Source organism: Mycobacterium sp. TY815 (assembly GCF_030755135.1).
In the GTDB taxonomy this organism is placed as follows: Bacteria; Actinomycetota; Actinomycetes; order Mycobacteriales; family Mycobacteriaceae; genus Mycobacterium.
On the sequence record NZ_JAUFRX010000001.1, the window covers coordinates 631,547 to 653,473 of the forward strand.

21 protein-coding genes and 1 pseudogene are annotated in these 21,927 nt (G+C 66.2%); 11 read left to right on the forward strand and 11 right to left on the reverse strand.

All coding sequences use genetic code 11. The features are described from left to right. Nucleotides 1-319: 319 nt before the first annotated feature. Nucleotides 320-604 (forward strand): hypothetical protein, encoded by a 285-nt coding sequence (locus QXK92_RS02620; RefSeq protein ID WP_306240106.1) that lies wholly within the window; start codon nucleotides 320-322, stop codon nucleotides 602-604. Nucleotides 605-627: 23 nt separating this feature from the next. Here QXK92_RS02620 and QXK92_RS02625 read toward each other — a convergent pair whose 3' ends face one another. Beyond that, the gene (locus QXK92_RS02625) at nucleotides 628-1,074 is read right to left on the reverse strand and encodes a hypothetical protein (RefSeq protein WP_306240107.1); all 447 of its coding nucleotides are present in this window, start codon (nucleotides 1,072-1,074) and stop codon (nucleotides 628-630) included. 203 nt (nucleotides 1,075-1,277) lie between these two features. Then, the gene (locus QXK92_RS02630) at nucleotides 1,278-2,222 is read right to left on the reverse strand and encodes a hypothetical protein (RefSeq protein ID WP_306240108.1); all 945 of its coding nucleotides are present in this window, start codon (nucleotides 2,220-2,222) and stop codon (nucleotides 1,278-1,280) included. Nucleotides 2,223-2,466: 244 nt separating this feature from the next. On the opposite strand from QXK92_RS02630, the gene QXK92_RS02635 reads away from it, so the two are divergent. Continuing rightward, nucleotides 2,467-3,675 carry an IS110 family transposase gene (locus tag QXK92_RS02635; protein ID WP_306240110.1) on the forward strand — a complete coding sequence of 403 codons (1,209 nt, stop codon included), beginning with the start codon at nucleotides 2,467-2,469 and terminating at the stop codon, nucleotides 3,673-3,675. A 131-nt stretch (nucleotides 3,676-3,806) separates the two neighbouring features. On the opposite strand, the gene QXK92_RS02640 is transcribed toward QXK92_RS02635, so the two are convergent. Together QXK92_RS02640 and QXK92_RS02645 are read right to left on the reverse strand one after the other, a co-directional pair. Continuing rightward, complete coding sequence (locus tag QXK92_RS02640) at nucleotides 3,807-6,200, reverse strand: hypothetical protein (protein ID WP_306240111.1); 2,394 nt, start codon at nucleotides 6,198-6,200, stop codon at nucleotides 3,807-3,809. Then, nucleotides 6,182-6,496 (reverse strand): DUF2563 family protein, encoded by a 315-nt coding sequence (locus QXK92_RS02645; protein WP_306240112.1) that lies wholly within the window; start codon nucleotides 6,494-6,496, stop codon nucleotides 6,182-6,184. The genes QXK92_RS02640 and QXK92_RS02645 overlap by 19 nt, the downstream gene beginning before the upstream one ends. A gap of 249 nt (nucleotides 6,497-6,745) precedes the next feature. Between QXK92_RS02645 and QXK92_RS02650 the strand changes: the two genes are divergently transcribed. Beyond that, on the forward strand, nucleotides 6,746-8,206 hold the full coding sequence (locus tag QXK92_RS02650; RefSeq protein WP_306240113.1) for a hypothetical protein: 1,461 nt from the start codon (nucleotides 6,746-6,748) through the stop codon (nucleotides 8,204-8,206). Nucleotides 8,207-8,213: 7 nt separating this feature from the next. On the opposite strand, the gene QXK92_RS02655 is transcribed toward QXK92_RS02650, so the two are convergent. After that, nucleotides 8,214-8,624 carry a F420-dependent biliverdin reductase gene (locus tag QXK92_RS02655; protein ID WP_306240114.1) on the reverse strand — a complete coding sequence of 137 codons (411 nt, stop codon included), beginning with the start codon at nucleotides 8,622-8,624 and terminating at the stop codon, nucleotides 8,214-8,216. A gap of 35 nt (nucleotides 8,625-8,659) precedes the next feature. Here QXK92_RS02655 and QXK92_RS02660 point away from each other — a divergent pair, with 35 nt between their 5' ends. From QXK92_RS02660 to QXK92_RS02675, 4 genes are read left to right on the forward strand one after another with little or no spacing between them, the layout of a single operon-like run. Next, complete coding sequence (locus QXK92_RS02660; protein ID WP_306240115.1) at nucleotides 8,660-9,409, forward strand: SDR family NAD(P)-dependent oxidoreductase; 750 nt, start codon at nucleotides 8,660-8,662, stop codon at nucleotides 9,407-9,409. Next, nucleotides 9,406-10,578 (forward strand): precorrin-6y C5,15-methyltransferase (decarboxylating) subunit CbiE, encoded by a 1,173-nt coding sequence (cbiE, locus tag QXK92_RS02665; protein WP_306240116.1) that lies wholly within the window; start codon nucleotides 9,406-9,408, stop codon nucleotides 10,576-10,578. Before QXK92_RS02660 ends, cbiE begins: the two co-directional genes overlap by 4 nt. Further along, complete coding sequence (cobM, locus tag QXK92_RS02670; RefSeq protein ID WP_306240117.1) at nucleotides 10,575-11,330, forward strand: precorrin-4 C(11)-methyltransferase; 756 nt, start codon at nucleotides 10,575-10,577, stop codon at nucleotides 11,328-11,330. Before cbiE ends, cobM begins: the two co-directional genes overlap by 4 nt. Further along, nucleotides 11,330-12,055, forward strand: coding sequence for a cobalt-precorrin-6A reductase (locus QXK92_RS02675; protein ID WP_306240119.1), 726 nt, complete (start codon nucleotides 11,330-11,332; stop codon nucleotides 12,053-12,055). Before cobM ends, QXK92_RS02675 begins: the two co-directional genes overlap by 1 nt. Here the strand turns inward: QXK92_RS02675 and QXK92_RS02680 are convergent. After that, nucleotides 12,052-12,132: pseudogene (locus tag QXK92_RS02680) on the reverse strand (RNA polymerase subunit sigma); the annotation flags it as partial. The gene QXK92_RS02675 and the pseudogene QXK92_RS02680 overlap by 4 nt on opposite strands. 163 nt (nucleotides 12,133-12,295) lie before the next feature. Here QXK92_RS02680 and bla point away from each other — a divergent pair. Then, nucleotides 12,296-13,213, forward strand: a complete 918-nt coding sequence (gene bla / locus QXK92_RS02685; RefSeq protein ID WP_306240121.1) for a class A beta-lactamase — start codon at nucleotides 12,296-12,298, stop codon at nucleotides 13,211-13,213. Here the strand turns inward: bla and QXK92_RS02690 are convergent. The 3 genes from QXK92_RS02690 to cobG are packed head-to-tail and all read right to left on the reverse strand — an operon-like array spanning nucleotide 13,210 to nucleotide 16,400. Further along, nucleotides 13,210-14,676 carry a precorrin-2 C(20)-methyltransferase gene (locus QXK92_RS02690; protein ID WP_306240122.1) on the reverse strand — a complete coding sequence of 489 codons (1,467 nt, stop codon included), beginning with the start codon at nucleotides 14,674-14,676 and terminating at the stop codon, nucleotides 13,210-13,212. The genes bla and QXK92_RS02690 overlap by 4 nt on opposite strands. Further along, nucleotides 14,673-15,299, reverse strand: a complete 627-nt coding sequence (locus QXK92_RS02695) for a precorrin-8X methylmutase (protein ID WP_306240123.1) — start codon at nucleotides 15,297-15,299, stop codon at nucleotides 14,673-14,675. Before QXK92_RS02695 ends, QXK92_RS02690 begins: the two co-directional genes overlap by 4 nt. Before the next feature lie 9 nt (nucleotides 15,300-15,308). Beyond that, nucleotides 15,309-16,400 carry a precorrin-3B synthase gene (gene cobG / locus QXK92_RS02700; RefSeq protein ID WP_306240124.1) on the reverse strand — a complete coding sequence of 364 codons (1,092 nt, stop codon included), beginning with the start codon at nucleotides 16,398-16,400 and terminating at the stop codon, nucleotides 15,309-15,311. A gap of 96 nt (nucleotides 16,401-16,496) precedes the next feature. On the opposite strand from cobG, the gene QXK92_RS02705 reads away from it, so the two are divergent. From QXK92_RS02705 to QXK92_RS02715, 3 genes are all read left to right on the forward strand, one after another. Then, nucleotides 16,497-17,171: an alpha/beta hydrolase gene (locus QXK92_RS02705; RefSeq protein WP_306240125.1), complete on the forward strand. Its 675-nt coding sequence runs from the start codon at nucleotides 16,497-16,499 to the stop codon at nucleotides 17,169-17,171. A gap of 74 nt (nucleotides 17,172-17,245) precedes the next feature. Further along, complete coding sequence (locus QXK92_RS02710; RefSeq protein WP_306240126.1) at nucleotides 17,246-18,661, forward strand: NAD(P)/FAD-dependent oxidoreductase; 1,416 nt, start codon at nucleotides 17,246-17,248, stop codon at nucleotides 18,659-18,661. A gap of 32 nt (nucleotides 18,662-18,693) precedes the next feature. Next, the gene (locus tag QXK92_RS02715; RefSeq protein WP_306240127.1) at nucleotides 18,694-20,148 is read left to right on the forward strand and encodes an NAD(P)/FAD-dependent oxidoreductase; all 1,455 of its coding nucleotides are present in this window, start codon (nucleotides 18,694-18,696) and stop codon (nucleotides 20,146-20,148) included. A 56-nt stretch (nucleotides 20,149-20,204) separates the two neighbouring features. Here the strand turns inward: QXK92_RS02715 and QXK92_RS02720 are convergent, their stop codons facing one another. Together QXK92_RS02720 and QXK92_RS02725 are read right to left on the reverse strand one after the other, a co-directional pair. Continuing rightward, nucleotides 20,205-21,098 carry an oxygenase MpaB family protein gene (locus QXK92_RS02720; protein ID WP_306240128.1) on the reverse strand — a complete coding sequence of 298 codons (894 nt, stop codon included), beginning with the start codon at nucleotides 21,096-21,098 and terminating at the stop codon, nucleotides 20,205-20,207. Continuing rightward, the gene (locus QXK92_RS02725) at nucleotides 21,095-21,922 is read right to left on the reverse strand and encodes an SDR family oxidoreductase (RefSeq protein ID WP_306240129.1); all 828 of its coding nucleotides are present in this window, start codon (nucleotides 21,920-21,922) and stop codon (nucleotides 21,095-21,097) included. The genes QXK92_RS02720 and QXK92_RS02725 overlap by 4 nt, the downstream gene beginning before the upstream one ends. Nucleotides 21,923-21,927: the final 5 nt, after the last annotated feature.

Genomic DNA, 21,927 nt, shown 5'->3' on the forward strand with positions numbered 1-21,927 from the left:
CAACACCCGGCCCGTTGAGTTCTGTGCGGACCTCAGACTCTAATTCCTGCGAGGTCTTTCCCTGCCGGAACAATTCTCCAGCATCGACTCCGTGGCCAAGGGCGAATTCCCGAGCCGATTGGCCTCTTCCTTCCATATCTAAGATGTGTTGCATCGCATCAATCACATTACTGCCGTATTTGGCTGATGCGGCATTTGCCAATCCTCGATAATTCTCTATCAATGTCGCAATCTGTGCCACCTTCAGCGGCTCCGGATCTTTCGAATTTACCAACGCTTCTATTGCAGCATTTCCCTCGGCGGCGAGTGCCGTCAAATCATGCTGCAGACTGATGACGCTCGCACATGCGGCGGCATAGGCACGTTCCTTTACCGCATTCTTGGCTGCTACACCAAGAGCGTGGGTCTCCCCGCTTCGAAAGGTTTCGCGGAGATCGGCGATTGTCATTCCGTGCTGCTCTGCGAGGGAAGAAGATTGTGCGCGGCGCAGCAATTCGGCAAAGTCGTGAAATCCAATGTGTATCCGATTGCGGTTGCTCTCGCATTGTTGAAGTACTGCGAGGTCGTGGGCCGTCGGCCACTGTTCACCCACGAGAAGTTGTGACCATCTTCCCGGGGGGAATTCGGTCACTGGCAGAGCCTGTCAATGTCCAGGGAGGGCTGTTCTGCGGCGCGTCGTAACGGCTCAATATCTGCTTCGTCTACTTCAGCAAGGTAGTTGATCGCAATTTCTCGATATAGACCCGCAAGCTTATGAACCGCATTCGCCAGATCAACTGCAGTTGCCGGCGCTTCATCAAGCTTGGAGCTTAGGTACTGGCTGCCAACTGCAAGCGCCTGCCGCGAACTCGTCGCGACCGCAAGGGTCGCGGTGGGGTCCGTTCCGCCATCTCGGCTACCCGTTGCGGCCAGAGCCTTTCGGACTACCCGATAAGCAGCGCAAACCTTCGCCTTCGCATCCGCCACCTGCTGGCTCGAATACGTCGGCGCCGCAGGCGGCTCGTTCTTCGGCAGCGGCCGGAACCAGGCACCGATGGCGATGCCGACCGAGACCAGGGCAATTCCGATCGACACAAACGCGAGCCACCGAGACGGTCGACTCGCCGCAGGCGCCCACGGCGGCGGAAGTTGCGAGGGAGGCATATTCGACACGCGTGGATCGTATCGTTCCTCCGGAAATTCGCCAGTCAGACTTTGCTGAAAAGTATCAGCTAGCGGGACTGTCAGCGATTACTAGCGAAAAGGCAAGCGAGATGGATTTGCTTCGAGCTCAGTCCTCAGCGTTCCTCGTCGTCCCGCTTGACCTCCGGTAGAGCAATCCGCCGCGTCGCCACCGGCTTGCCGTCCACATGCTTGGTCACCGCCGGCATGGGAGGCGCAGTGATGCGGCCCTGCACCGGCGCGCCATTCTTGACCGTCGGCCCCAGGATGCGCTTGGTTTCAGGCTTGTTTTCGCCGCTCGCGCCGGCGGCCCCATGCATCCCACCGGGCGGCATCATCGGCATCGCACCCATCGCCCCGCGCTGCGCCGGCGCCGACTCTGGAGTGGCAGTCGGCGCCGGTGCCACGGCCTGCGACGACGCGGGCACAGTACCGGCGGACGGGGTCGGCGGCGGTCCCAGCATCGCGGTCGGCGTGGTGCCCTCAACACCCCCGCCGCCGCTTCCGCCGCCACCGCCAGCACCGCTCAGTTCGCCGGCTTCACTGCCCAGACCCCTTTCGGCGCCTGCCAGCTCTTCAGGCTCGGCTTCGGCCGCGCCCGCGCCTTGCTGCATCATCCCCATCCCGGCCTGCATGGCCTGCTGTCCGGCCTGGGCCAGCTGTTGCGGAATCTGACTCAGCGGCTGCAACAGACCGCCGAGAGCTCCCGCGATACCGCCCGCGATCCCCGACGCCATTTGCGGCATCTGCTGCAGCATTTGTCCCATCTCGCCGGATCCCCCGACACCCGCCAGCTGCGCTGCGGCCTGCTGCTCGTTGGCGGGAAACTTTGCCAGTGCATCGGAGGTCTTGGCCTCACGCTCGTCGTGTCCGGCCAGCGCTTCACCGTAGTCGGCCGAGTCGCCGGCATTGGCCGCCGCGCCGAGCGCGCGCAGCAGCTGGCTGATGCTGGAAGCTCCCGTCGCCAACTGGTCGGGGGTGATCATCGGCGGCGGCGGTATCCCGAGCAGCTGCGACAGCTGATCGAGAATGATTCTCAGTTGGTCGTCCCCACCGCTCATGATGTCCTTAAGTTCGTAGTTGCAGTTACTTCGTGTTGTTACGTTGTGCTGTGACCCGGGTGGGCCGGGTGAGGCTGTCATGTTGTTGTCGGCCCGTGGGTGCGGCTTGAAAGGACTGGCCGCCCGGTCTGCTTGGACTTCTCTGGCCGCTGATTGAGATCTGCGATGTGATCGCTTGTTTAAGGACATGCTGGCGGGGTCGTCCGTGGGGATCATGTTGGGCAACAAGCGAAGAGGAGGTTCGATGGCGGCGAGCCAGTTGTGGGCTGGTGTGGATGTCGGCAAGGAACACCATTGGGTGTGCGTGGTCGACGATAAGGGCGCCGTGGTGCTCTCGCGCAAGCTCGCCAACGATGAGCAATCGATTCGCGAGCTGATCGCCGAGATCGAAGGGGTGGCCGGACAGGTGGCCTGGACGGTGGATTTGACCACGGTGTACGCCAGCCTGCTGTTGACGGTGCTGGCTGACGCCGGCAAGTCGGTGCGCTACCTCGCCGGCCGTGCGGTCTGGCAAGCCTCGGTGACCTACCGCGGCGGCGAAGCCAAGACCGACGCCAAGGACGCCCGGGTGATCGCCGACCAATCGCGGATGCGTGGTGCTGATCTGCCGATCCTGCATCCTGACGACGACCTGATCACCGAACTGCGCATGCTCACCGCCCATCGTGCGGATCTGGTGGCCGACCGCACCCGCACCATCAACCGGCTGCGCCAGCAACTCATCGCGGTGTGCCCGGCCTTGGAGCGGGCCGCTCAGATCACCCAGGATCGCGGGTGGGTGGTGCTGCTCTCGCGCTATCAAAGACCGAAAGTGATTCGTCAGAAGGGGCTTTCGCGGCTGACCCGGATACTGGCCGATGCCGGGGTCCGCAACGCAGCCGCGATCGCTGCGGCGGCGGTCACCGCCGCCAAGTCTCAGACGGTGCGCCTGCCCGGCGAAGAGGTCGCTGCCGCCCTGGTCGCCGAATTGGCCCAGGGGGTGATCGCCCTCGATGACCGCATCAAGACCACCGATACCGACATCGAGGGCCGATTTCGCCGCCATCCGCTCGCTGAGGTGATCACCAGCCTGCCCGGCATGGGCTTTCGGCTCGGTGCAGAATTCCTCGCCGCCGTAGGCGATCCCGCGCTGATCGGATCGGCCGACCAACTCGCCGCCTGGGCCGGACTGGCCCCGGTATCCAAAGACTCCGGAAAACGCACCGGACGACTGCACACCCCCAAGCGCTACAGCCGTCGACTCCGCCGCGTCATGTACATGTCCGCACTGACCGCGATCCGCTGCGACCCCGACTCCAAGGCCTACTACCGGCGCAAGAGAGACGAAGGCAAACGAGCGATCCCGGCCACAATCTGCCTGGCCCGACGCCGCACCAACGTCTTCTACGCACTCATCCGCGACAACCGCACCTGGCAACCCGACTCACCACCCATCACTGAATCGGCGGCTTGACTTCTTCATTGAGAGTCCTTTCTGATTCTCGATGTCGCTGGGTCACGCGCAGGCAGGGATGTGCGCCTTCGGTATCGGGCGATGCTAGCGCCGATCGCCCGCCGGCGGTATTCGGCTTTGCTGGGAGGCGGCTACTTCTTCTGCGGGTCGTGATCCTGGATGACGGCGTCGTAGCGATTGACCATGTACAAATCCGGGACGAAGGGCTGTTCAAGACCATTGGCCTGGCTCTGTCGCAGGAGACCGGCCAGCAACTGATTGAGCGTTTCGTCGTAGTGGCCAAGGTCTACCTCGATGTGCTGGCGCGCCAGCTCGTCAGGGCTTCCGATCCGGCCTTCAATGAGGTACTGCGGCGGCACGCCCTCGACAGAACGGCCGGAAGCGATGACGGCATTGAGGATTTCGCGATCGGCCTGCCCGATGGACATATGGGGTAGCTGATGGTCGGTCACCGCACTACTCGTCGGGGGCAGTCCGACGTAGTCGTTTTCCAGTGCCGTGCTTAGTATTCCGATCGCGACGCCGGCGGCCGGACCGACTACCGGAACACGGTCGACCCCAGCTCCGAGCACCTTGGCGCCCAGTTCGTAAGCGAGCTTCCTCTGGTTGTACTCGGCGGTCGCGGCCGCTTCGGCGCTCAGGTGACGGTTCTCCGTATCCGCCTGCAGAGCGCTGTGAATCCCGGAATCGACCAACCCACGCAACGTCATAGCATCGTGCAGGTGGGCGTTGTAGGCGCCCGTGCCGGGTTCGCCGTTCACCACCTGTCGGGCGTAGGCACCTTCGGCGATCAGGGCCTCACGGTCGGCTGCGCCGTTGAAGTACTCGGATGCCTTTTCGTCGGTGCTGAGCACCGCGAAGATTCCCTTGGCGATGGGCATCACGCCGCTTTCACGGTTGCCGTCCTGCATCACGCCGAACTCGGCCAATCCGCCTGTGCCCGAGATGTTTTGGACGTAGGGAGCCAGCCCGTGCGCCAAGCCCCGGACCAAGTCCGGATTCACTTCGCCGACAGTGTGATTGCCCGGCAGGTGCAACAATCCCGGTTCACTTGCCCCGATGTACGCGGCGTACGCTCTAGCGGTCTCGCCGGCGATCCCGGCCTCGGTGCCATGAGCGGCGTGTTCGGTCCAATCGAAGAGCGACGCTGCGGCTTTGCCGTGGTCGCTCCAGAAATGGCGAGTGACGTTGTCCATGAATGCGACGTGCGCGGGACCGGTCAACACGTCATGCACGACCTGGTGGTCTGGCGATACGGCGGCGAGGATGTCGGCGACGATCGGATCAAACACCATTGCGCCCTGACGCATTTGGGGAGGCGGCGAAGACATGCCAAAGGTTGCATCCATCATCGCCGATGCCCTGGCGAGCATCCGTCGGTCTAGTTCGGTGTTGGTCTGGAACGAGGATCTTCCGTGTTTGACGACGTCCGCCACAGTCTTCGAGGGGTCGCCGCCGGCAAGCATTTGTCCCACCACGAGGTCGTAGTACTGCGACCACGGCGCTTCCAGCGCCTGCCGGACACAGTCGGGCAGTTGCGTGAAGCCGCCCCTGACGATGTCTGTCCCCTGCAGCGCATCGGGTTTGAGGTCGGTCCGGGGGAACGTGAGGGCGGGGTTGCTCATCAGCTGCCATGAATTGGCGATCATCTCTTGTTGGTCGCCCAGTCGCTGCACGGCGGTCTGCACAGCTTCGATGGACATCCCGTGTTGCTGCGCTTGAAGCTGACTCACGACGGATGCCTGCTCCGGAGACAGCGGCACCTTTCCGGCCAACTGGTCAGCGGTGATCGAGCCCAAGATCGCATTCACCCGCGACGCGGCCACCTGATCACCGGCGAGTGCCGCGTGGACGTCCCGTTCTGCTTGCGCGGGTGATTGAACGGGCTTGGCCTCCCCGCCGTCCAATGCTGAGACGGCCCCGTCGTAACCACCTCGTTCGCGCATCCGAGTCTTCAATCTTCGCAACAGGTCTGCGTACATCTCCCGGATTTGCTCAACGTTTCGCAGCGCCCCCGCGGTGTCGTCAATCGCGCGCTGCTCGAGTTCGACGATGATGCCGTCGAGGGCGATTTCGTGCGACAAGGGCAGGTGGTCGGAGTTCACCAACGCATGGGCTTCGCTCAGCTCGCGGTCGAGGGCCTCCAGTCGGCCTTCCAGCGCCCGGATCCGGCCCGCGGATGCGCGCTGCGCTTCAGCCAGGATCGCCGCAATCCGTTCCAGATCAATCGCGATCTCCGGCAGCTGCTCGGCCTGCACGCCGAGTGAACCCGTTGCGCGCTGAACCTCGGCCGCATCGTTGATCGGGTGGTCGCCGTTCTCGCGGTTCCACGCCGCCTCGAACCGGTCACGGGCCTGACGGAACGCCGACTCAGCCTCGTTCGTCAGGCGGCCGGCGTCGTGAAAAGCAGTTGCCAGGAACGAGATCTGCGCCGGACGACCGCGCTGCAGGCTGGTGTTCACAGCCCAGGGGTCGCCCCCCGCCGCGGCGATCAGGTGCTCGACGCTTATGTAGCGGAGTCGCACCACACCGCCTGCACGCTCGCCGCGTTGCTCGCGTCCATCTCAGTGAACCCCGCTGCGGCACGGCATGCGCGACCACCAACGCCGACAAGGACAGTCCGATGCTGGCGCAAAAGCGCCATGTGGTGGGCCTGCATCGAGCCCACGGCTTCGTGAAAAGTCTCGGCAGCGGCGAAATCACCGAAGATCCCGGGCTCTAGCGCGGCACGCGAAAGATGTTGAGCCGCTTCCTGTGCATGGTCACCTGCGCGGCCGGAAGCAGCACCGCCCGAACGCAGCACGGCAACGTCGACGAACACCCTTGCTCCTTTCCGGTCGTCGGATCGTGGCGAGGCTAACCCGGTGCCAAACTGCCCGCAATTCACTGCTGGGGTCAGCCGCGCCGTCCAATCGCAGGAGGGTGAATTCCAGGCCCCAGCGCTAGAGGCTGAAGTTGCATATGAGAACTATGAGTCAAAAGAGACCAATGTTAACGAAGTGATTTCAACACACCCACAGTTCGACAACATTTCTCCTCCCTATAGCCAAGCCGTGACAATCTTTCGCGCATGTCAAGCGCCCCATGCGCCCGGTGGCTGCAATCCGCTGTCGTGGTCTGTGCGTTCATGCTGGCCCTCGCCTCGGCCCCGCCGGTGACCGCCGACGTCAATGAGGTGCCGACTCCGCCATCCCCGACGGCGCCCTGTAATGCCATCAGCCCCTTCGCTTTTCCCTGCGTGGGTACAGGAAAGTTCGCCGACGCGGTCGCTGCCGAATGCCGGCGCATCGGGGTAACCGACAACCTGTGCCTCGTTCCGCTCGCCTCCAAGGTGACCCAAGCGGCCACCGTCGCCTACCTGAATTCCTGGGTGCATCGCACCGCGCAGTTCCAGTACGCGCTCGGCAACCCGGTCCCGTTCAAGGACGCGCAGTGGATTGGCACCCACAACTCGTTCAACAGTCTGGTAAGCCAATTCACCCCGTCCCACGCCGACTCCAATCAGCAGCTGTCGATGCCACAGCAATTCGACATCGACGCCCGCAGCATCGAACTGGACCTGCACTACATCCCGCAGATTGACCAGCTGGGCAATCGCGCCGTCACGGTGTGCCACGGCCGGGGGCCCGACCAGGCGAATCTGGGTTGCACGACCGAACCGGTACTCACCAAAGTGCTTCCGGCGATTACTGATTGGCTGAACACGAATCCGAACGAGGTCGTCCTCATCCTGATCGAGGACCAGTTGAAAGACGCCAAGGCTTATGCCTCGGCACTGGACTCCCTGGAGCGACAGTTACGCCGCCCCAACGGCACCAGCCTCATCTACCATCCCGCGCCGGCCGACATCACGGCGAATGGTTGTGCCGACTTCCCGCGGACCATCTCGCGTGATGACGTGCGCACTGCGGGCGCACAGGTCGTACTCGTCGGAGACTGTGTGCCGAGCTGGGGAACCACGGTGTTCAACTGGGACGGCCAGGAAGTGCAGAGCGGCTCGACGTTCGACTATCAGCCCTACCCGAAATGCGACGCCACGTATGGCCCCGCCATCTACGCCTCGAAAATCGTTCGCTACTACGAAGACTCGACCTTCATCTCGGCCCTGATCAACCCGAGCCGACCACCAACCAACCCCGCGGCCCTCACCCCTCCGAAAGCGCAGTCGATGACGAACTGCGGGGTCAACCTGTTCGGCTTCGACCAACTGCTACCCGAAGACGGGCGTATTCAGGGCACTCTGTGGAGCTGGGCACCCGACGAACCCCGCGTGAGCGTCGGCACCTGCACCCTGCAGAGCACCGACAGTCGTTGGGTGGCGGCGCCGTGTGCGGCCGCGCATCCCGCGGCCTGCCAGAACGCCTCCGGCACCTGGTTCGTGACGGCTCCGGTCACTTTCGCCAACGCTCCGGCGGCCTGTGCGGCGGCAGGCTTCACTTTCCAACTGCCCCGGACCGGGGTCCAGAATTCCCGTCTGCATGCCGTTGCCGGGCCGGCCGGGGGCGCCTGGGTGAACTACACCATCACCTGAGTCGGGATTAGTCGCCGCGGTCGAGCAGATCCGACGAACCCAGAACCCGTTCTATCTGAACCTCGATCACCACGCGTCGAGGATTCGCCCGCGGTGTCCGATAGCGCTGGGCATACCGCAGTTCCGCGTCACGGACGGCCTCAAGCTCCTTGTTCACCACCGCCCGGCCCTCCAACGAGAGCCAGCGGGCCCCGTCCACCTGGCTCAGCACCGCCACCCCGGCCCGCTCGGCGTTGAGTGCCTTCTGGGAACCGCCGGTGGTGATTACCCGGGCGATGTGAGTCTTGGGGTCGAAGGTGAAGCCCACCGCGACGACGTGCGGTGAATTGTCGGTGCGCAGCGTGGTCAGCATGGCCAGATGGCGTTCGGAGAGGAACGCCATCGCATCGTCGGTGAGACGGGTCGTTGTCTTGGCCATCGCCCTTCACGCTAGCGCAGGCAATAATCACAGCCGTGGACGACACCCGCGAAGGTCCGCTGGTAATTTTCGGCGGCCGCAGCGAGATCGGTATTGAACTCGCGCGGCGCCTGGCACCGGCGAGCACTGTGGTGCTGGCGGCGCGCAACGCTGACCAACTCGAGCACCAGAAAGCCGCCCTGCTCGCCGCCGGCGCCGAAGCCGTGCACACCCGGGAATTCAACGCCGACGACGTGTCCTCCCACGGTCCTCTGGTCGACGCCATCATCGCCGAACACGGTCCCATCGGCACCGCGGTCCTGGCCTTCGGCATCCTCGGCGACCAGACCCGCGCCGAACGCGATGCCGCCCATGCCGTCGCCATCGTCCACACCGACTACGTCGCTCAGGTCAGTCTGCTCACCCATCTGGCCTCAGCCATGCGCGCCGCTAACCGAGGATCGCTGGTGGTGTTCTCCTCGGTGGCCGGGGTCCGGGTGCGCCGCGCCAACTACGTTTACGGATCGGCCAAGGCCGGCTTGGACGGCTTCGCCAGCGGACTGGCCGACGCGCTGCACGGCAGTGGCGTTCATTTGCTGATCGCGCGCCCGGGATTTGTGATCGGCCGGATGACCGACGGCATGGCGCCCGCGCCGCTGTCCAGTACCCCCGACCAAGTCGCCGCCGCCACAGCGCGAGCACTGGCGAAAGGCCGACGCAGTGTCTGGATACCGTGGGCGCTGCGGCCAATGTTTTTCACGCTGCGGCTACTTCCGCAGCCGATATGGCGCAGGATGCCGCGATGATCGTCGTAGTCGGCATCGGTGCGGACGGAATCCCGGGTCTGTCCGCCGCCTCCAGATCCGAATTGCACCGCGCCACCGTTATTTACGGATCCCGGCGACAGCTCGACCTCCTCGATGACACCATCGCAGCGCCGCGACGGGAGTGGCCGTCGCCGATGCTGCCCGCGCTGGAGGCGCTTGCGGTGGACGGGCCGGACATCCACATCGTCGCCAGCGGCGACCCGCTGCTGCACGGGATCGGCGGCACATTGATCCGCCTGTTCGGCGCGGCCAAGGTACGGGTTCTGCCGCACGTGTCGTCGGTCACCTTGGCGTGTGCCCGGATGGGCTGGAACGTCCACGAGACCGAGCTGATCAGTCTGGTCACCGCTGACCCGCACACCGCGATCCGCCGCGGTGGCCAGGCGATTGTGTTGTCGCGCAACCGAAACACACCCAAGACGCTGGCCGCGGCGCTGGACGCTTACGGGCACGGTGAGTCGGAATTCACCGTCCTCGAACTGCTCGGCGGACCGGGGGAGCGCCGACGCGACGGTGCCGCCCGGGACTGGGCACACAGCACGGCCGAGGACGTCGACGACCTCAATGTGATCGCCATCCGCTACCTGCCCGACCATCGGGTGACCTCGCTGCCCGACGACGCTTTCATGCACGACGGACAAATCACCAAGTACGGGATCCGGGCGGTGACGCTCGCAGTCCTGAATCCGCGCCCCGGTGAAAGACTCTGGGATGTGGGGGCGGGATCGGGCAGCATCGCCATCGCATGGTGCCGCAGCGCGCCCGGTTGCACCGCGGTGACGTTCGAACTCGACGAACGGCGCCGCCTCAACATCGGTTTCAATGCCGCCGCCAGCGGTGTCAGCGTCGAGGTGCGCGGCGCCGCACCCGACCAGTTCGCCGGCGCGCCGCGCCCGTCGGTGATCTTCATCGGCGGCGGCCTGACCCACCCGGGACTGCTCGACGCCTGCTTGGAACACTTACCCGCGGGTGGGCGCTTGGTGGCGAATGCGGTCACCGTAGAGTCCGAAGCCATTCTCGCACAGGAATTTTCCCGACATGGCGGTGAACTGCGGCGGTTCCAGCACTACCAGGGTGAAGCGCTCGGCGGCTTCACCGGCTGGCGCCCACAACACCCCGTCACTCAGTGGTCGGTGACCAAGCAGTGACGGTTTACTTCATCGGGGCCGGCCCAGGGGCCGCCGATCTGATCACCGTTCGCGGCCAACGACTTCTGCAACGCTGCCCGGTGTGCCTCTACGCGGGCTCCATCATGCCCGACGACCTTCTCGCGCACTGCCCGCCGGACGCCAGGATCGTCGACACCGGCCCCTTGACCCTGGACCAGATCATCGCCGAGCTTGCCGAAGCCGACGCCGCCGGACATGACGTGGCGCGGCTGCACTCCGGTGACCCCTCGCTTTACAGCGCACTCGCCGAACAGTGCCGACGACTCGACGCGGGAGGCATCGACTACGAGATCGTGCCGGGCGTGCCTGCTTTCGCCGCCGCGGCCGCCGCGCTCAAGCGGGAACTCACCGTGCCGGGCATCGCGCAGACCGTCACGCTGACCAGGGTGTCGACCCTGTCGACCGCTATGCCGCCCGGCGAAGACCTCACCACTCTCGCCCGATCCGGTGCCACCCTCGTCCTGCACCTGGCCGCGGCGCAGATCGACAACATCGTTCCCCAGCTGCTCGCCGGCGGATACCGGTCCGAAACGCCAACAGCGGTAGTCGCATTCGCGAGTTGGCCGAAAGAGATTGTGTTGCGCGGCACGCTGGCCGACATCGCCGAGCGGATGCACGAGGCTGACGTCACCAAGACGGCGGTCATCGTGGTGGGCGACGTCCTGGGCGCCGAAGGTTTCACCGACAGTTATCTGTATTCCGTCGCGCGGCGCAGCAGAGGCGCGCACTGATGCGGGTGCTGCTGCTCGGCGGTACGGCTGAGGGTCGGGCATTGGCGAAAGAGCTGCACCCACAAGTTGATATCGTCAGCTCCCTGGCCGGCCGGGTGCCCGATCCCGCGCTGCCGGTGGGTCCGGTACGCATCGGCGGGTTCGGTGGTGTCGAAGGTTTGCGCCGGTGGTTGCGGGACGAACGCATCGACGCCGTCGTCGATGCCACGCATCCGTTCGCGGCCACCATGACCGCGCATGCCGTGCAAGCCTGTGCCGAGCTGCGGATGCCGCATCTGGTGCTAGCTCGCCCGGCGTGGGATCCCGATCTGGCCACGGTTGTCGCGACAGACGATGAGGCAGCGAATGAAGTTGCCCAGCAGCAGTATTCGCGAGTTTTCCTGACAACCGGACGGTCCGGCGTCGCGGCGTTCGCCGCCAGCGATGCGTGGTTCCTGATCCGCGCCGTCACCCCGCCCGCGGACGCGGTGATGCCCCGGCGTCATCACCTGCTGCTGTCGCGCGGCCCCTACCACTACGACGAGGAACTGAAGCTGCTCGCCGAACACCGCATCGACGTGTTGGTCACCAAGAACAGCGGCGGCGAGATGACCCGGGGCAAGGTGGATGCTGCTGCGGCACTTCATATTCCGGTGGTGATGGTGTCACGGCCGCCGCTGCCCGAGGGGGTCGCGACGGTCGGTACCGTCGCCGCAGCCGCCCAGTGGGTCGCGCACCTGCGTTAACCGGTCAGGTCGTCGCGTTCGGCGTCGGCCAGCAGCGCGTCACGGGCCCGTGCGACGCGGGAGCGAATGGTGCCCACCGCGTGTTTCCGGTGGCGGCCGCCATGGCCAGGGAGGTGACGGCCTCGTCGTCACTTGCCGCGGTCATGGGGCACAACGCTACCGGTGCCCGAACGGGCGATGCGCGCGTCAGACCCGAAGGCGCTCATGCCGGGCCCATGACGCGGATGCGATACTGCGGCCATGCAGGGACTGCCGGGCACACAATTAGGCCGCCGCGAATTTCTGGGTGCCGCCGCCGTGTTGCCGCTGGCGGCGTGTGCGCAGGGCGCGGGCCGCACCGGATCGGCAACGACGTCGACGCCGGCGCCGGACCTGTCCCGTCAGTTCGCCGACATCGAGCGGCGATACGGGGGACGACTGGGCGTCTACGTGCCTGAGAGCGGCACGACGGCAGCGATCGCCTACCGCGCCGACGAGCGGTTCGCCTTGTGCTCCACGTTCAAGGCGCCGTTGGTAGCAGCGGTGTTGCATCAGTATCCGCTTGCTCACCTCGACTCGATGGTCAGCTTCACCAAGGCCGACATCAACTCGATCTCACCGGTGACCGAGCAGCACGTCGACACCGGAATGACCGTGGGGCAGCTATGTGACGCCGCCATTCGATACAGCGACGGCACCGCCGCCAACCTGCTGCTCACCCAGGTCGGCGGGCCCGCGGGTTTCACGGACTACCTCCGCAGCCTGGGAGACGACACCAGCCGGCTGGACCAGGCGGAGCCGGAGCTCAACCGCGACCCGCCGAACGACGCGCGGGACACGACCACGCCGCATGCGATCGCTCTCGTCTTCCAGAAGCTTGTGCTCGGTGACGCGCTGCCGCCTGACAAGCGGACGATGCTCACCGACTGGATGGCCCGCAACACCACCGGCGGCAAGCGGATCCGCGCCGCGTTCGCCGCCGACTGGAAGGTGATCGACAAGACCGGGTCGGGCGACTACGGGCGGGCCAACGATGTCGCCGTCGTCTGGTCACCCAAAGGCGCAGCGCATGTCATCGCCATCTACACCGACATCGCCGGCGGCGGATATGACGCGCAGCCCAATGAGGCATTCGTGGCCGACGCCGCGCGCGTGGTGGCCGGCGCTCTCGGACATTAACCCGGATAACGCCGTGGCGTGAACACCCGATCGCCGGAATCGCTTGCATGCCATTGAGTTTGGGACGAACCGACAATCAGCAGGCAGCGCATGTCGACGTCGGCGGGATTCAGGTCGGCCAGCCGCACCACGCGCACCTCCTCATCCGGGCCGGACACGTTCCGGCCGATCACCACCGGCGTTCCCGGTTCGCGATGGGCCAACAACAGATCCCGCATCGCCCCCACCTGCCAGGTCCGCGACTTTGAAGCCGGGTTGTAGATGGCCAGCACCAGATCGGCGGCCGCCGCGGCCGACACGCGGGCGGCGATGACGTCCCACGGCTTGAGCCGATCCGACAGCGAGATCACCGCATAGTCATGGCCCAGCGGCGCGCCCACCCGGCTGGCCACCGCTTGTGCCGCGGTCATCGCCGGGATCACCCGAACCTGCACATCCGGCCACTGCTTGGCCTCCTCGAGGACCGCGGTCGCCATCGCAAAAACGCCCGGGTCGCCGGACGACACCACGGCCACCGCGTGCCCCTGTTCGGCCAGCGAGCAGGCCAGCCGGGCGCGGGCCGGTTCGTCGGTGTTGTCGCTGGCGTGGCGGCGCTGTCCGTCGCGCAGTGGGACCCGGTCCAGATATCCGGCGTAGCCGATCAGATCGGTTGCCCGGGCCAGTTCGCGGCGGCTCTGCGGCGTCATCCACTCGGTGCCGCCCGGTCCCAGGCCCACCACGGCGACGGTGCCCGCGGCCGCCGGCCGGCGTCGCCCGCCCGGCAGCATGGCCAGCGAAAAGTATGGCACGCCGGTCTCGTCGACGTCAGCGGCGGGCATCACGCGTTGCCCGGGTGTGCTGGCCCGTTCCACATAGAACGTGTCGTCGAGCACCCCGGAAGCCGAAAGCGCTTCGCGCACATTGCGATAGGAACGACCAAGTTTGAGTATCACCGCCGCGTCGGCATCGGCGAGCCGGCGGGTAAGTTCGGCCACCGGCAGCGTGCCGGGCAACACCGAGAGCACTTCGTCGCCGGCCACCAGCGGCGTGGCGACAGCGGCCGAGGCGGCGCTCACCGACGTCACGCCCGGCACGATGACGGCGTTGAACCGCTCGGTCAGCCGGGTGTGCAGGTGCATGTAGGAGCTGTAGAACAGCGGATCGCCTTCGGCCAGCAGCGCCACGTTGCGCCCGGCTGTCAGATGCGCGGCGATCCGTTCGGTGGCGGCGACGTAGAAGTCCTCCAACGCGCCCGCATAGCCCCCGGGATGGTCGGTCGTCTCGGTGGTCACCGGATACACCAGGTGTTCCTCGATCTGCCCGGGCCGCAGATACGGCTCGGCGATGCCGCGCGCGATGCTGCGACCATGGCGGGCGCTGTGATAGGCCACCACGTCGGCTTCGCCGATCAGCCGGGCCGCCTTGACCGTCACCAGCTCCGGATCACCGGGGCCCAGCCCGACACCCCATAACGTGCCCGTCATTCGCGGTCGGTCGCAATCGCGTTGACGGCCGCCGCGGCCATGGCGCTGCCGCCGCGCCGGCCCTGGACCAACAGATAGGACATGCCACGTGGGCGCTCGATGAGCTCCTGCTTGGACTGGGCGGAGCCGACGAAACCGACCGGTCCGCCGAGCACCGCCGCCGGTGGCGCAACTCCCTCGTCAACCAGTTCCAGCAGGCGGAACAACGCGGTCGGCGCGTTACCGATAGCGACGACGGCGCCGGCCAACTCGTCGGCCCACAGGTCGACGGCGGCGGCCGAACGGGTGGTCCCGTGCTCCGCGGCCCAACCCGCTGCGCGTGGATCGGCGACCAACGACACCACCTCGTTGCCGATCGGCAGCCGCGACTTGGTGATCCCGGCGGCCACCATCGACGAGTCGCACAGCACCGGCGCGCCGTCGCAGAGTGCGGCCCGGGCCCGGGTGACGACGTCGTCGGTGAAGGCGACGTGCTCAGCGACGTCGACCTGGCCGCAGGTGTGGATCAGGCGGACCACCACGCGTTCGACGTCGGCAGGAAATCGGCTGAGGTCGGCCTCTGCGCGGATCGTCGCGAATGACTGCCGGTAGATCTCCGCAGCATCGCGGGTGTAGTCGAGCACTCGCTCACCTTAAGACCTCAGCAGCCGGTACCCCGTGCCGGTGGCGACCAACACCTCCCCGTCCACCGGGCTGCCACATGCCCGTTCGCAGCCGACGAAGTGGCGGTGCACCGGATAGCCGGCGTCCAGCGCTTGCGCGGCATCGGCCCGTACGTCGGCGGCGGAGTGCGCACAGCCGGGGCTGCCGGTGCACGCACTGATGCTCAGCCACGGGGAATTCTCGTCGAATATCAGACCCAGTGGCGCCAAGACGCGCAGCGCGGTGTCCGCCACCTGCTCGGTCAGGTCGCACACCAGCACCGACCGCCACGGCGTGATCACGATCGGCGCCTCGATGGCGGCCAGGAATTCGGCGACGCGAGCGGGCAGGACTCCCAGCGGCACGGCGGCTCCCAGCGCCACCCGGCCGTCGTCCTGAGGTATCCAGCCCACCGGCGCCTTGCCGGGCGAGGGGAGGGTTGGGCCCAACTGCACGCCTGGGCACAGCTCACTGAGGTTATCCAGTTCGGTTACTCGCCAAGCTTTTTCGCGAATCTCGACAAACCGGAGTGCGATATCGATGAGGCTCTGGCAGACGTCGGTGACCCGTATCCCGGTATCGCGGCCGGAGAGCAGCAGCCGGGGTCCTTCGGCGAACACCTGCACCCCGGCATCGGCGTGCAGGCCCGACACGTCACCGCGGCCGTCGTCGAGGCTGAACCAGAACCGGCCGCCCAACTCGGCCAGCCGGGGTTCGGCGCGGACCGCCGCGTCCAGTTCACCGACCCAGGGCCGGACGTCGACGTTGCCCCCCGACCGGCCGGACAGCGGCGACGCCACGATGTTGCGTACGCGTTCGTGGGTGGCCGACGGAAGGAGCCCGCTCGCGGCGACGGCCTCGGCAACCTTGCCGACGTCGGTCACCGCCCGCAATTGCACGTTGCCGCGGCCGGTCAGTTCCAGGGTCGACCCGGCGTATTCGGCGGAGACGGCCGCCAAGGTCGCCAGTTGGGCGGCGGTGAGCGTGCCGCCCGGCAGGCGAACCCGTATCAGAGCGCCGTCTGCGGCCTGGTGTACCTGCAACGCGCCCGGGCAGGCGTCGGAGTCGCGGATTCTGGCCACCTGCCCAGGTTAGACAACCGAAAGGGTGTCCCGAAGTCCGAGCAAATGCGTGTGCGCATGGTTTTGCCGGCCCATCGCGCGGGCACACCCGTGCCTGTGCGGACGGTCGAATACGCCCCGGGACGGTTGGCCGATGTCTTCGGCGATGCCGGCCAACCCACCGTCTTGCTGTGGCACGGCATGCAGAGCGACGCCCGCGCCGCGGTCCGGCCGCTGGCGGAACTGCTGGCCGGTCACGGTGTCACCGTCATCGCACCCGACTGGAACTCGCACGCCGACGATGGTGGGCGCGCAGACCTGTTGCGATCGGTCGCCTTCACGCGCGAACGCGCAGCGGGGCCAATTGTGCTCGTCGGGTGGTCCTTGGGTGGTGCCGCGGCGGCCGGCCTGACCGTGGATGCGCCGCGCAATGACGTGCAGATCTCGCACACGGTGTGTCTGGCCGGAGCATTCATGGCCGACGACCCGATATCCGGGGAAGCGGTCACTGACCTGCTGTCCACCGCCCAAGCGGGTACGCCGTTCACCTTGTTGCACGGTATGGCAGACGACGTCGTACCGATCAGCGCGAGCGAGAAGTTCGCTGAGGCTTTGCAGCACGCCGGTTGGCCGGTGGACTTGATCGCGCTGGCGGCCGATCACGGGTCGATCGCCGGAGCCGACTATGACGTGGCCGCCGATCGTTACGTGCCGGGAGAAAGCGACGCGGCGCGACAGGTGGCGCAGGAGGTCGCCGGCCGCATCGCAATGCTCGCCGGCTCAGCAAATTAAGTACTCGACTACTCAAGGTGCCCACGCGGCAGCGCAGCACACTTCGTTGCAGTCCATCGACGAAGGAGCGTGCAATGGTGCGACGTGGTGGTGATGCGGTGGTGTTGGGCGCCAGCATGGGTGGCCTGCTGGCAGCCCGGGTCTTGGCCGACTACTACGACAGGGTCACGATCGTCGAACGTGATGTCCTGCCCGAGGATCCGGTCAACCGGCGCGGTGTCCCACAGGGCCGGCTCATCCACACCTGTCTGGCGCGGCTCACGCTGGTGCTCGAGGAACTCTTCCCCGGCATCCGGGACGAATTGATCGCCCACGGCGTCACAACCTGGGACGACGGGGATTTCGCCAAGCTGGATTGTTCCTTCGGTGGGCATTCACTGGTGCGTTCCGGCAAGTCGGCGCACGCGCCCCAGATCGTGTCGCCGAGCCGCCCGGTGCTGGAATGGTCTGTGCGCCAAAGAATTCGAGCAATCCCGAAGGTCACGTTGTGTGAGAATCACGATGTCGTGGGCCTGGCGGCGACACCGGACCGTCGGCGGGTGAACGGTGCCCGGGTGATCGATCGCTCGACCGGCCACGAGAGGACGTTGTCTGCCGATCTTGTCGTCGACGCCACGGGCCGCGGATCCCGCACACCGGTGTACCTGGAGCAACTCGGTTACGGACGGCCACCCGAGGACGAGGTGAAGGTGCAACTCGCCTACGCCAGTCAACTCGTCCGCATACCGCCCGGCCTCATCACCGAACACATGATCGCGCACTTCCCGCGTCCTGGCCGGCCGCGGATGTTCGCCATGATCGGCTACGAGAACAACTACTGGATGATCGCTGCCGGTACCATGGCCGGACTCGAGCCGCCGCGCGATTACGCCGAAATACTCTCCTACGCAGCAGAATTCGCACCTGCCGCCGCGGCAAAGGTGGCCGCCGCCGAGCTGATCGGCGACGTTATCCACCATCGCGTGCCCTCGAACCGCTGGCGTCGCTACGACAAGATGCGGCGCATACCAGAGGGCCTGCTCGTGGCCGGAGATGCGGTATGCAGCTTCAACCCGATCTACGGGCAGGGCATGACGGTCGCGGCCGTCGAAGCCACGGTGCTGCGAGACTGCTTGCGGCGAGGTGGCAGTGGCCTGGCTCGCCGGTTCAATCGTATTGCCGCCAAGAAGGTGCGAGTGGCCTGGCAGACCGCTGTCGCCTCGGATCTGGCGCTGCCCGAGGTGTCGGGTCCGCGACCACTAAGGATCCGCGTCAGCAACGCCTGCCTCGAGCCGGTAATGACCGCAGCCGAGTCCGACCCCGTCGTCGCCGCGCAGTTCATGCGGATCACGGCGATGGTCGACCCGCCCGCTCAATTGCTGCGGCCGGCATTTCTACTGCGGGTCGCGCGGGCACACCACCGCCGGACGGGCAGCAATGTTGTCCACGAGGGGTCCGGCGGAGATGTGGTCACCCGCGAATCTCTGGGTACGCCGGTCCGATCGGCGTAACGTGCACGTCAGCGAGACACCGGGAGGCGGCAATGGCGCGTGCACTGAAAGTCGCGATTATCGGGGCCGGGATGTCCGGCATCTGCATGGCAGCCAAACTGCAGGATGCGGACATCGACTCGTTCACCATCTTCGAGAAGGCCCACGACGTGGGTGGTACCTGGCGCGACAACACCTATCCCGGCCTCACCTGTGACGTGCCGTCGCGTTACTACTCATACTCCTTCCGGCCCAACCCGAACTGGTCGCACTGGCTGCCGCCCGGGTGGGAGATCCAGAACTACTTCCAGCAGGTGGCCGACGAGCGTGGCATCCGTCCGCACATCCGGTTCGGCACCACCATCACCCGCGCCGAGTATGACGACGGAAAGTGGCAACTCACCACCTCCGACGGCGAGACCCACTCGTTCGATGTGCTGGTGACCGCGACGGGGGTGCTGCGGGTGCCGCGTTATCCGGACATCCCCGGGCGCGACACGTTCGCCGGGCCGGCGTTCCATTCGTCGCGCTGGGATCATGCGGTGTCGTTGCCGGACAAGCGGATCGGCTTGATCGGCACCGGATCCACCGGTGTGCAGATCACCGCCGAACTCGGCGGCAACGTGCGTCAGCTCAAGGTCTTCCAGCGCACCGCGCAGTGGATCTACCCATTGCCCAACCCGCGCTATTCCAAGCTGACCCAAGCGGCGCTGTCGCGCTTCACGGCCCTGAACAGATTGCCTTACCTGTTCTGGGGATGGTTCTTCCGTTTGGTATTCGGCCGCGCCCCGATTCGGCCGGGCTGGCAGCGTCGGCTGGCTCAGGCCGAGTGTCGTTGGAACTTGCGGCTTTCGGTGCGCGACCCCGAGTTGCGGGCCAAGCTCACCCCCACTTACCAGCCGATGTGCAAGCGGCAGGTGATGGCCGGGCGCTTCTACAGATCCGTGCAGAAGCCCGGGGTGGACATCATCACCGACCCCATCGACCACATCGAGGCGCGCGGGATCGTGACCGCGGACGGCACGCTGCACGAACTGGATCTGCTCGTGTTCGCCACCGGATTCGACGCCCGGGCCTACGTGCGTCCGATGGAAATCGTCGGGGAGGGCGGCCTCACCCTGGACGAGGCCTGGGCCGACGGACCGATGGCCTACCGCTCCATCGCGGTGCCGGGATTCCCCAATCTGTTCATGATGATCGGGCCGCACTCGCCGATCGGCAATCAGTCGTTGATCCCGATCGCCGAAGACCAGGCCAACTATGTGATGTGGTGGATTGAACAGCTGCGCGCCGGGCACGTAGTTGCCGCCGCACCCACCGAGGCGGCCACCAAGCAGTACAACGAGGACATGAAAGCCGCCATGCCGCAGACGATCTGGGTCAGCGGCTGCAACAGCTGGTACCTCGGCAAGGATGGCTTGCCGGAACTGTTCCCGTGGACGCCGGAGACGCACCACGAGCTGCTGCGCCAACCGGAGCTCACCGACTTCGACGTGCGGACCGCCTGACCCCGGCAATATCGCGTTGCGGCCGTGGCCGGGACTGGACTGCGACGCACACGGTCTCAGACGCGGCGTGGAACGCTGCCCAGTTCGCGCAGCCAGCCTTTACGTGCGGCGTCGTGCCACTTCAAGGCCGCGGGTATGGCACGCCACCCCTGTTTGATCGTCGCGCGCAACGCGCGGTAACTGGTCTCGTCGACGCCAGTCCAGCCGATCCCGAACCGCTCCCGCACGATGGGCGGTAGGCCGCCGAAGATCACCAGACGCATCGGCGGGGCCAGCGCGGTGCGCACGGGCATGGTGGGCAGCAGGGCGTCCATGATCGGTTTGAGCAGGGGAGTGCTCGGATAATCCGGTGACGCGCTCATGTCGGGGATCGCCGTGCGCTGGATGAACTCGATCAGAAAGTCCGAAGCCGCGTTCGGCTGCAGCACTTCGGTGCAGTATCGCTCGTATTCGCGGTTGAACTCGGCGAGCGTCGACGGCAGCACCGAATCTGACATGCCGTAGCGGCGAAACCATTCGCAACCCTCGAGGTAGAGCTGCTCACGCTCGGTATCGCTGAGCCGGTGCACGTCCCAGTGCTCGGCGAGTCGATGCACCATCACCTGGAAGGTGGCGTGCGCCCACCAATACGTCTCTGGCTTCAGGGCGTGGTAACGCTGCCCGTCAGGCAGGTTCCCTTTGATGTCGCGATGAAAGTCGCGCACCTTGAGTCCGGTCTCGTCCGCTTCGGGGCCGTCATAGATGGTGCCGAGAATACCTGGGAGCGAACGGAATACCCGATCCACGGGATCGCTGAAGAAGTTCGAGTGGTCGATGAGGCCCTGCCCGATGGCGGGATGCATCGTCTGCATCAGGCCGGCCGTACCGCCTTCGAAGGCGATCCGCATGTCGCCGGCCCAGCGCCACAACAGCGACTTCGGGCCCAGGTCGATGCGGGTGCCCTGGCTCACGACAGACCAGTCCGCCGCGTGTAGACGTCGTGCTGCTCGCGTTTGAGGTCGCTGGTGAACACGCGGCCCGTACCCAGTGCCCGCCCGAGCGCCTCGGCCAGGCCCATCGGCATCAGGCGCTGCGCCCACACCGTCGCCCCCAGCGAACGGGGTATGGCCACCCGAGGTTCCGGCTTTCCGATCACCTCGACGACCGCGCGCGCGACGTCTTCGGGCTCGGCGTTCTTGAAGCCCTTCGCATGCCCGACGCCGGCAACCATGTCGGTGTTGGTCAGAGTCGGCATGATCACCGTGAAGTGCACGCCACTGCCCCGATTCTCCATCCGGACGGCGTCGGTGTAGCCGAGCACGGCATGCTTTGTGGCGCAATAGGTTGCGATGCCCTCGGTGGGTAGCACGCTGCCCAGAGACCCGATGTTGATGACGTGGCCGCGGCGCCGGGGCAGCATTCGCTGCGCCGCCAGTTTGGTGCCCAGGATGACACCGTGCACGTTGACGTCGAAAAGGCGCCGGGTGGCTTCGTCGTCCTCCTCGACCGCGCTGCCCACTGAGATCAGGCCGGCGTTGTTCACCACCACGTCGAGCGGTCCGAGTTGGTCTTCCACCGTGTCGAGGAACTCGGTGAACGACGGCCGGTCGGTGACGTCCAATTTCCGAGCGAGCGGCAGCCCGAGTCGGTCACCCGCCGATTTCGCGCCGGCCTCGTCGACGTCGCCGATGGCGACTTTGGCGCCCGAGCTGTGCAGGGCGGTCGCGATGGCCAAGCCGATTCCGCGAGCGCCTCCGGTGATAGCGACGACTTTGCCGGCAACCGAGGATGTCATCGCCT